We start from the raw sequence: 9,930 nt of genomic DNA on the forward strand, positions 1-9,930 counted from the left end.
CTAGTTATCACTTAAAATCGCAACAAAATAATCTGTCATAAAAAAATGTTTCTCAACATTTTTTGTCACAATTTCATTGAAATGGAAAATTCATAAGCATATACTTGTTCTCAATAAAGAACGTCGAACTCTCGCAAATATAATTCATACTGAAACACTATGTTTACTCTATCCATACTCCAGGCGAAAGGTTGATAAAAAATTAAATTAGGGGGCTTTCTTATGTCATTAAAACAAAAGGTCGGAATGGGAGTTGTCACAGCTTCACTTGGCTTATCCCTTACATTCGGCGGTGTATTCGCCTATTTCAGTGATTCTGAAACATCTAGTAACTCATTTCAAGCTGGTACACTAGATCTTTCTATTAACCCAAGTGTAATTGTTAATGTGAAAGATTTAAAACCAGGTGATTTGATTGAAAGAAATTTCAAGCTTGAAAACAAAGGAACATTGGATATTGCAAAAGTAGCACTTGAAACATCCTATGAAGTTACAGATGCAAAGCAAAATAATGATAGTGAAGATTTAGGCGATCACATCATCGTCAGATTTTTAGTGAATGATGGAAAGCCATCTAATCCAAACGATGATCATGAAATTTTGTGGGAAACAAAACTATCAGAATTAAAAACTATGAAACCTGAAGATGTAGCTACTTCTCTAGAACGTCATAACTTAATAGATGGTATTAAATCTGGTGAAACAGATTCCTTACACGTTCTCTTCTCCTTTGAAGACAACGATCAAGATCAAAATAAATTTCAGGGTGATTCCTTACAGCTAAACTGGACATTCCATGCAGAACAAACACCAGGCGTGGAGAAATAATTTTTAAAATATAAATTATCGGAGGCCTATACATGAAAAAGAAAAATCGTTTTGTTACCGGAATTGTAACGGCTGGTGTTCTATTTTCAACTGCCCTTCCGTTCAATGTACTTGCTGAAAATCCTATTAATCAACTTGACTCTTCAAACGCCCAGTCTTTACTATCGAAACTTTCTAAAGAACAGCGCCAGGCATTACAAACGTTAGATGCCAATCCTGGTTTTACTATTTCACCAGATATTAATACGAGTAGTTCCGAACCAGTAAATATCATTGTAGAATTTCAAACTGCGCCAGTAAAGATTAATGAATTAAAACAAAAAGAAAAAGGGTTACAAGCTGCTCCTGAAAATATAAAAGCACGCATTGATCAAGAACATGAGGAATTCCAAAAAGGACTAAAACGTCTTCATCAATTCAGTCCATCAGTAAAATCAGGGAATTTCCAGTCTGTACAAATTAAACGTTCTTATAAACATGCGATAAATGGTGTTGCGCTGACATTACCTGCAAATACAGTTGAAGAATTGTTACGAATTGGCGTTGTAAAACGTATTTGGAAAGATTACGAAGTAAAATTAAATTTACCAAAACAAGCGGAGCAGAAAGCACCTCAAAAACTAACAGATAGCATTCCGCAAATTGGGGTAGATAAGTTACATAGCGAGGGCATTACCGGAAAAGGAATTAAAGTTGGTGTATTAGATACAGGTATTGATTACGACCATCCTGATTTAAAAGATGTTTATAAAGGATACCGTGCAAAAAATGGCGAGGACTCTAGTAAAATAGATCCAAACTCCGTAAAAGGTTGGGACTTTATTAATAACGATGCAGATCCGATGGAAACAACTTATGCAGAGTGGCAACAATCTGGCGCTCCTGAATTTGATGATCGTGGCTCTTCCTTCTACACCGCTCATGGTACTCACGTAGCAGGTATCGTTTCTGCTCAAAAGAAAAACAAATCCGATTCCGCAGTAAAAGGTGTTGCACCTGACATTGAACTGTATAACTATCGTGTACTCGGTCCTTATGGAAGCGGAGATAGTTCTGGTATTATTGCTGCAATCGATAAATCTATTTCTGACGGTATGAACGTCATTAACTTATCGTTAGGTGACGATAGCAACAATCCGCTTGATCCAACATCTATCGCTGTCAATAACGCGATGCTTTCCGGTGTTGTTACAGTCGTTGCTGCCGGGAACTCTGGTCCAAATCCAGCGACACTCGGCTCACCAGGTGCTTCTCCATTTGCTATTACAGTTGGAGCAAGTGATAGCTCTATTTCCTTACCGAAACTATCAGGGCATGCTGGACAATTACAATTCCCTAACCTCATTTTATTTGGCAAAAACTTCACTGATAAAATAGAAGATTTCAAAGGACAATCTCTCCCTATTGAATCTGTAGGAATCGGTACTCCTGACGAGTTTAGTAAAAAGGATGTAAAAGGAAAAATCGCTCTCGTTGCACGTGGTACAATCTCATTTGATGAAAAGATTGCGAATGCGAAACAAGCTGGTGCAAAGGCAGTTATTATTTATAACAATGTGGATGGAGAAATTTCTTACTACATTGGCGAAAGCACAAAATACATTCCAGCATTCCGCCTAACGAAAGAAGATGGCGAAAAACTAAAAGCTCAAATCGAACAAGGCAAAACATCCTTAACTTTCGATGAAATCAATTACATTCAAACAGAAGGCGATCATCTTGCAGACTTTAGCTCACGCGGCCCTGTTACATCAAATGATGATATTAAACCTGATATTACAGCGCCTGGTGTGGCAGTACTTTCAACAGTACCTGAATATATTAACGACCCACAAGAGGGCGAAAACTACGATGTTTCCTATGAACGTATGCAAGGAACATCCATGGCATCTCCTCATATCACTGGCGTTGCTGCTCTTATTTTGCAAGAACACCCAGAATACTCTCCATTCGATGTAAAGGCTTCTCTTATGAATACTGCTGACGATTTAAAAGAAAAGTATTCCGTATACGAAGTTGGAGCTGGACGAGTAGATGCTTATAACTCTGTTCACACGGAAACAAGCTTTAAAGTGTTAGATACGACAAAAACAATTGTGAATGATGAAGTGATTGAAGTACCAGAAGAAACTGGATCCATTGTATTCGGTAAATACTATCAAAAAGATGGGGAATCTCTTGAACAAAAACGAAAAATTAAAGTTAAAAATCGTAATAAACAAGAGAAGAAAGAATTGAAAACAAAAATTACTTACACACCAGCATCTTCTGCTATTAACGACGCTACCGCAAACGGTGTAAAAGTTTCTACTGCTGAAACAATTACGATTGATGCCGGAAAATCAGATGAAATTGAAGCAAAAATTAATGTTCCAGCTGGTGCAAAGCAAGGCCGATATGAAGGATATATTCATATTACAAATACGAAAAATAAAGAAGAAACGTATCAAATTCCGTTCTCTATTCGTGTATCAGAACCTGGTATTGAAAATGCGATAGTATCAAGAAAATCCATTTCAACTGATACATCTAAATTTAACCCATATCGTGAATCATATTTACACGGGGCATTCCAATTAAACAGCGAACTTGAAACGTTAGATCTTATCGTGAAAGATTCAAAAACGAATAAGGCTCTCGGCTTCATTGGAACGTTAAACACGAGTGGACTAAAAACGGATGTGTATTATTACTTAGAATCCTTCTTTAACGGAAAAGTGTATCCTTTTACAAATGACCCTGCAAAACCAATTGGTAATGAGAAAATTGATTTACCTGAAGGTGATTACACAATTGAGTTTGTTGGCTATGATAAAGCTGGAAAAGCACGTGTGAAAGGTGATTATGTCGTAATTGATAATACACCACCGGAAGTGAAATTAACGGGATTACAACCTGGTATTTATGAATTAAATGAAGAAAACTATACAGTAGAAGACGGTAAAAAAGCACTATGGATTAAAGGAAATGTATATGATTCTAACGTTGACTACTTAAAAGGAAAAGGATTAAATATTACACAAGAAGCGAACGGTGTTATGTACTATGATTATTCTCCATACTTGTATAAGTTTTTGCCTATTAATGCAAATGGTGACTTTAAAGTTGGCATTACTCCTGAATCCTTTAAGGTGGAAGGCCCAATGAACACAGGCGTATATATTTTCGATTATGCAACTGCAGGTCCTGACTACCCGAGCGGTGTAAATAACTATTGGTTTATCCCGCAAGGTGCTCAATATGCGCAAGCTAGTTATGATAAAAAAGAATTATATAAAGATGATGAATTCACTTTGACACTAAACGCCAAACATGTAAAACAATTTGTATCTGGAGAATTTAACGTGAAGTTCCTAGAGAAGAACTTCAAATTTGCAAATGCGAAATTGAATCCTGCTTTTGAAAAACTCCTTTCTGAAAAAGGGGTAACGGCAAAAGTATATGAACCGAAACTAGAAGAAGGTTCTGTTACAGTGGGCGGAGCTATTGATGACAAAAACTTCGCTGGATTAGATGGTGATTTCCCGTTCATTGATGTAACTTTCAAAGTAGAAAACGATGAATTTTATGAAGCAAATGCCCAATTAGATTTAGCAGTGTTTGCTTACTGGAAACAAGGTGAATCAGAGCCAAACAGAATGCGTGTACTTCAAGATCAAACATTCTCAGTAATGTCATTAAACTCACTCGTAGAAGGTAATATTAAACCTAGTGCATTCTTAAATGAACGTGGCTATTTAGATGAGAAATTCGATTACACAAAGCTTGGCGTAAAAGTATATGCAACAGATTCTTACCGTCATAAGTTTGAAGGCTCACTTGATAAATACGGTTACTTCAAACTGAATGGACTTCCTGTTAATAAACGCAACTATAACTTATATGTAGAGGTTCCAGGACATTTAACAAGCCGACTAACAACGAAATTAGGTACCGAAAAAGATGGTAAGCTACTTGGCCAATATTATTATGCGCGCCTTGATGAAAGCCTTGCAGGTGATGTAAATGGAGATAAAGTGATTGATGTGAAAGATGCAGAAATTATCGCTAGCAACTATGGTAAAAAAGGACTATCTGTGAAAGACGGCGACCTTAACAAAGATGGCATTGTCGACGAAAAAGATATTCGCTTCGTTGAAAAGAACTTCTTGAAAAAAGGACCGGATGCATCTAAATCACAAACGCCTGTTGAAAAATCAAAAAGCGGTACACTTGCAGATATTTTAAAGAAATTAGGATTAACACCTAAAAAATAATAATAAAGAGCACTCTATATCAAGTAGAGTGCTCTTTTCTATAAACGACCCTGATCCAGCAAAAGGGGTATATTGGGGATATACAAGGGAAACCGGAAAAGGAATTTATATTAAATTATATAAAAACTCAGAGGTAGGAAGCAGTTTCCCGCCCCTGAATTATTTAGCAATTATTATAGTACTGGTGCCATTGTTTCTTTTAATACTTTTACAGAATGAGCGAATTTCGCTTTTTCTTCTTCATTTAACTCAAGTTCTACGATTTCACGTACACCTTGGCGGTTAATAACAGCTGGAACACCTACGTAAGCATCTTTCTCACCATACTGACCTTCAAGGTATGCAGATACAGTTAATACGCTGTTCTCGTTGCTTAAGATTGCTTTAGTTACACGAAGTAGTGACATACCGATTCCGTAGTAAGTTGCACCTTTGCGCTCGATGATATGGTAAGCTGCATCGCGTACATTTTCGAAGATTTTATCTAAGTCTTCTTGATTGTACTGCTCGTTGTTAGCTAAGATTGTTTCTAGTTTTTGTACACCTACAGTAGCGTGGCTCCATACTGGAAGTTCAGTGTCACCGTGCTCACCAACGATGTAAGCATGAACGTTACGTGGATCTACATCTAAGTAGTCACCTAACATGTAACGGAAACGAGCAGAGTCTAAAGTAGTACCAGAACCGATTACACGCTCTTTTGGTAAACCAGATTCTTTCCAAGTTACGTAAGTTAAAATATCAACTGGGTTTGTAGCGATTAAGAAAATTCCATCGAATCCGCTATCCATAATGCCGCGAACGATTTGTTTAAAGATCTTTGTATTTTTCTCAACTAAGTCTAAACGAGTTTCACCTGGCTTTTGTGGTAATCCAGCAGTGATAACAACTAGATCTGCATCTTTACAATCTGCATAGCTACCGCTCCAAACTTTTGTTGCTGCTGGAGAGAATGGTACCGCATGGCTTAAGTCCATTGCTTCTCCTTCTGCTTTTGCTTCATTAACATCTACTAATACGAATTCTTCAGCTACACCTTGGTTGATCATTGAGTAAGCGTAACTACAACCTACAGCTCCTGTTCCTACTAATACTACACGATTGATACCTTTTTTCATGTTAATTTCCCCTCTCTATTGTTCACATATATTTTTTTATGATTGTTTAAGTAATTAATTAAAATACTAATTTAATGTTGTTTAACTTCTTTACATTCATATTGTAGCACGTATCTTTGTGAATTACTTCACAAATTATGACCTAATTGTGAACTTTTTCACATAGAGTGTAAAGTTATTAAATCAAGTATGAAATCAATCTCAATGAAGGCGTTTTCTTTAGATTGTGAATAAAAAGAATGTGATTTGATTATTCCCTACAACTAAATTCAATTTCTATAATCAAACTAACACATTATCCCCTTATAAGCTGGACGTCAGTTGACCTATATAGAATACGGTGAAATAAAGTGAAACTTTAATCAGTGGGGGTTTTCTTCATCCCCCACTGATTATTAGTTGAACCAATCGGACTTTTATGGGCAGTTGATCCCCCACCTAACTTCTTTGCTTTCGCTGAATTTTGAGGTGGGGGTCTTACTGCCCATTAAAGCGGGATAAATGAATTAGCCTATACTTTATCACCTCCCTTTTACCCATTACTACATATTAAAAAATATCCGTTAAAATTACACGTTCTTTTCTAGTAATAAACCATCCAATATAAGTGATAGGCTATGCAAAGCTTTAGACAACTGCATCTCTGCATCTTCAGAATTCGCAATCCAACAAGCAAGGTCCACTAGTCCGCCATTTATGAATCTTGCTAAAGCTTCACAGTCCGTTTTTTCAATAATAGATTCCTTCATTAATTGTTGAAGTATCTCCGCCATTGTCGTTAAACATTGCGACTGTGATGATTGATAATAACTATTTCCTAATACTGCTGGTGCATCTCGAAGTACGATTCGCTGAATTTCTGGATTAAGTGCCATTGTTAAATACGCACGACAACGTCCAACAAATCCTTCCCATTTTCCTTCGGCCTCATCTGATACTTCCCCTAATTTATTATCCATTTCCATGTCAATTTCTTTTACAACCGCTTCTAACAATCCTTTTTTATCACCAAAATGATGATAAATTGCACCACGTGTTAAACCGATAGATGCTGTAAAATCATCCATAGACGTGTTTACATATCCAACTGTACCAAAAGCCTCTCTTGCTGCACTCAGCAATTTAGCACGTGTTTCAGTAATCATTTCTGCTCTCGTTTTTTTAACCATCTTTTCCTCCTATTTCTATTCATTCTCTTTATTCAAAATAAATCGCATTATAGTATCGTTCTCTATGTAAAAGAATAACTCCTTTGAACGTCAGCTCTCTATCCAGAGATAAAACATTTCAATTGACATACGCACCGTATGTTAATATGATATTGGCATACGGTGCGTATGTCAATTATTTCTAGCCTACAAGATAATATAACGTCTTACCCATACCTACATTGACTCACTGTCCCTTTTTATAGAAGGTATTAATGAAACAGAGGAGGAGTTAAAAGAATGAAGAATGTATATGTAAACGTCAAATACTTTGGTGATTATTATGTTTAATTCCTACCGTGAAATTTTCAGTGCTCCTGGTACAAAAGGATTCTCATTAGCAGGATTTATAGCTCGGATGCCCATATCAATGATGGGCATTGGTATTGTTACAATGTTATCTCAGTTACGTGGGGACTATTGGCTTGCTGGAGCAGTTGCAGCCACCTTTACATTATCATCAGCTTTACTAGCTCCTCATATTTCTCGGATGGCCGATCAATTAGGGCAATCTCGCATACTTCTTCCGACTACAGGTATCAGTGTTTTCTTTACAATCCTCTTACTTCTATGTACGAAATATGAAGCTCCTTATTGGACGCTATTTCTATCCGCCTTATGTGCAGGTTGTATGCCCAACATGTCAGCCATGGTGCGTGCACGTTGGACTAAACTATACCGTGGATCCCATAAATTGCATACAGCATTTTCCTTCGAATCGGTCGTCGACGAAATTTGCTTCATAATTGGTCCTGTATTATCTGTCAGTTTAAGTGTTATGTTCTTCCCAGAAGCAGGCCCACTTTTATCATCTGTTTTTCTCACAATTGGGGTATGCCTATTCACCATGCAAAAAGCACAGAACCGCCTGTACACCCTCACGACATTACAAACAAAGGAACAGTGTTTAAAATTGGTTCTGTACGAGTACTAGTATTCACACTCATTGCCATAGGTACTATATTTGGTACAATAGATGTCGTTAGTGTAGCTTTTGCTGAACATCAAGGAAACACGGTAGCTGCTAGCTTTGTGCTTTCTGTCTATGCAATCGGTTCATGCCTTGCAGGTCTAATTTTCGGTACTCTTAAACTCAATACTCCACCCTATAATCAGTTTTTAATAGCAGTCACACTTTCCATGATAACAATGCTGCCACTAGTTTTCGTAAACACTATTCCTTGGCTAGTAGTTATTGTTTTCTTTGCAGGGTTATCTGTCGCTCCTACTATGATTATTACTATGGGTCTTGTGGAAAAAATCGTACCTGAATCAAAAATAACCGAAGGAATGACTTGGGCAATTACAGGACTTGGTATTGGAGTCTCCCTAGGATCAGCGGTAGCTGGTTTAGTTATTGATAACTTTGGAGCTCGGGCAGGATTTAGTGTGGCTATTATAGCAGGAGGCCTTGCCTTAACTATTGCACTTTTAGGATACAAAACTCTCCACTCCGCATATAGTCATGCTGCTATGAAACCAGATGAACATTCAGCAGAGAGTTAAAACATATAAAAAGTAGGATTACCTTTTCTTATTCATCAGAAAAGGTAATCCTACTTTTTGATGTTTCTATAATGACCTTTTCATACTCCATCGCTCTCTCCTTTCTACTAGTTAGACGATCTAAATAGAAAAAAGTATACAAGAAATCTATAAAAAAAAGCAGACTATCCAAAGTCCACTTTTACACAACAAAAAAGAGATAGCAGATTATGCTATCTCTTTTAGTATGACCCGTACGGGATTCGAACCCGTGTTACCGCCGTGAAAGGGCGGTGTCTTAACCACTTGACCAACGGGCCAATTCTGGCAGAGAAGAAGGGATTCGAACCCTCGCACCGCGTTCGCGATCTACTCCCTTAGCAGGGGAGCCCCTTGAGCCACTTGGGTACTTCTCTATAATATGGCTCCGCAGGTAGGACTCGAACCTACGACCGATCGGTTAACAGCCGATAGCTCTACCACTGAGCTACTGCGGAACAATTATGGTGGGCCTAAATGGACTCGAACCATCGACCTCACGCTTATCAGGCGTGCGCTCTAACCAGCTGAGCTATAGGCCCATAATTGAAAAGCGGGTGAAGAGAATCGAACTCTCGACCAGAGCTTGGAAGGCTCTTGTTTTACCACTAAACTACACCCGCATTAAATTGTAAATGGTGAGCCATGAAGGATTCGAACCTTCGACCCTCTGATTAAAAGTCAGATGCTCTACCAACTGAGCTAATGGCTCATTTTGAAAGTGGTGCCGACTAGAGGACTTGAACCCCCAACCTACTGATTACAAGTCAGTTGCTCTACCAATTGAGCTAAGTCGGCTTGCGACTTCAAAATGGTGGCTCGGGACGGAATCGAACCGCCGACACGAGGATTTTCAGTCCTCTGCTCTACCGACTGAGCTACCGAGCCTTTATGTAAAAAAATGGCGGTCCCGACCGGGGTCGAACCGGCGATCTCCTGCGTGACAGGCAGGCATGTTAACCACTACACCACGGGACCATTTGGTTGCGGGGACAG

Annotated in this window: 4 protein-coding genes, 9 tRNA genes and 1 pseudogene; 3 read left to right on the forward strand and 11 right to left on the reverse strand. The window is 38.1% G+C overall.

Annotated features, from left to right (window positions below; all coding sequences use genetic code 11):
- Window positions 1-222: 222 nt before the first annotated feature.
- Both F8162_RS14745 and F8162_RS14750 read left to right on the forward strand, forming a co-directional pair.
- The gene (locus F8162_RS14745; RefSeq protein WP_151631731.1) at window positions 223-828 is read left to right on the forward strand and encodes a CalY family protein; all 606 of its coding nucleotides are present in this window, start codon (window positions 223-225) and stop codon (window positions 826-828) included.
- Between the two features lie 32 nt (window positions 829-860).
- Window positions 861-5,084 carry a S8 family serine peptidase gene (locus tag F8162_RS14750; protein WP_151631732.1) on the forward strand — a complete coding sequence of 1,408 codons (4,224 nt, stop codon included), beginning with the start codon at window positions 861-863 and terminating at the stop codon, window positions 5,082-5,084.
- 173 nt (window positions 5,085-5,257) lie between these two features.
- Here F8162_RS14750 and F8162_RS14760 read toward each other — a convergent pair whose 3' ends face one another.
- On the reverse strand, window positions 5,258-6,202 hold the full coding sequence (locus F8162_RS14760) for an L-lactate dehydrogenase (RefSeq protein WP_088232905.1): 945 nt from the start codon (window positions 6,200-6,202) through the stop codon (window positions 5,258-5,260).
- Between the two features lie 569 nt (window positions 6,203-6,771).
- On the reverse strand, window positions 6,772-7,371 hold the full coding sequence (locus F8162_RS14765) for a TetR/AcrR family transcriptional regulator (protein WP_151631733.1): 600 nt from the start codon (window positions 7,369-7,371) through the stop codon (window positions 6,772-6,774).
- A gap of 322 nt (window positions 7,372-7,693) precedes the next feature.
- Between F8162_RS14765 and F8162_RS14770 the strand changes: the two are divergent.
- Window positions 7,694-8,916 (forward strand): annotated as a pseudogene (locus F8162_RS14770) (MFS transporter).
- Window positions 8,917-9,143: 227 nt separating this feature from the next.
- Here the strand turns inward: F8162_RS14770 and F8162_RS14780 are convergent.
- The 9 genes from F8162_RS14780 to F8162_RS14820 form a co-directional block, all read right to left on the reverse strand.
- Window positions 9,144-9,215: transfer RNA gene (locus F8162_RS14780), tRNA-Glu, on the reverse strand.
- 5 nt (window positions 9,216-9,220) lie between these two features.
- A tRNA-Ser gene (locus tag F8162_RS14785) sits at window positions 9,221-9,311 on the reverse strand.
- A 6-nt stretch (window positions 9,312-9,317) separates the two neighbouring features.
- Window positions 9,318-9,392: transfer RNA gene (locus F8162_RS14790), tRNA-Asn, on the reverse strand.
- Between the two features lie 7 nt (window positions 9,393-9,399).
- Window positions 9,400-9,476 (reverse strand) — tRNA-Ile (locus F8162_RS14795).
- A gap of 10 nt (window positions 9,477-9,486) precedes the next feature.
- Window positions 9,487-9,557 (reverse strand) — tRNA-Gly (locus F8162_RS14800).
- A gap of 13 nt (window positions 9,558-9,570) precedes the next feature.
- Window positions 9,571-9,646, reverse strand: a tRNA-Lys gene (locus F8162_RS14805).
- 10 nt (window positions 9,647-9,656) lie between these two features.
- Window positions 9,657-9,732: transfer RNA gene (locus F8162_RS14810), tRNA-Thr, on the reverse strand.
- A gap of 14 nt (window positions 9,733-9,746) precedes the next feature.
- Window positions 9,747-9,822 (reverse strand) — tRNA-Phe (locus tag F8162_RS14815).
- 14 nt (window positions 9,823-9,836) lie between these two features.
- Window positions 9,837-9,912: transfer RNA gene (locus F8162_RS14820), tRNA-Asp, on the reverse strand.
- Window positions 9,913-9,930 lie beyond the last annotated feature (18 nt).

It is taken from the genome of Bacillus sp. CH140a_4T (assembly GCF_008923725.1).
GTDB lineage: Bacteria > Bacillota > Bacilli > Bacillales > Bacillaceae_G > Bacillus_A.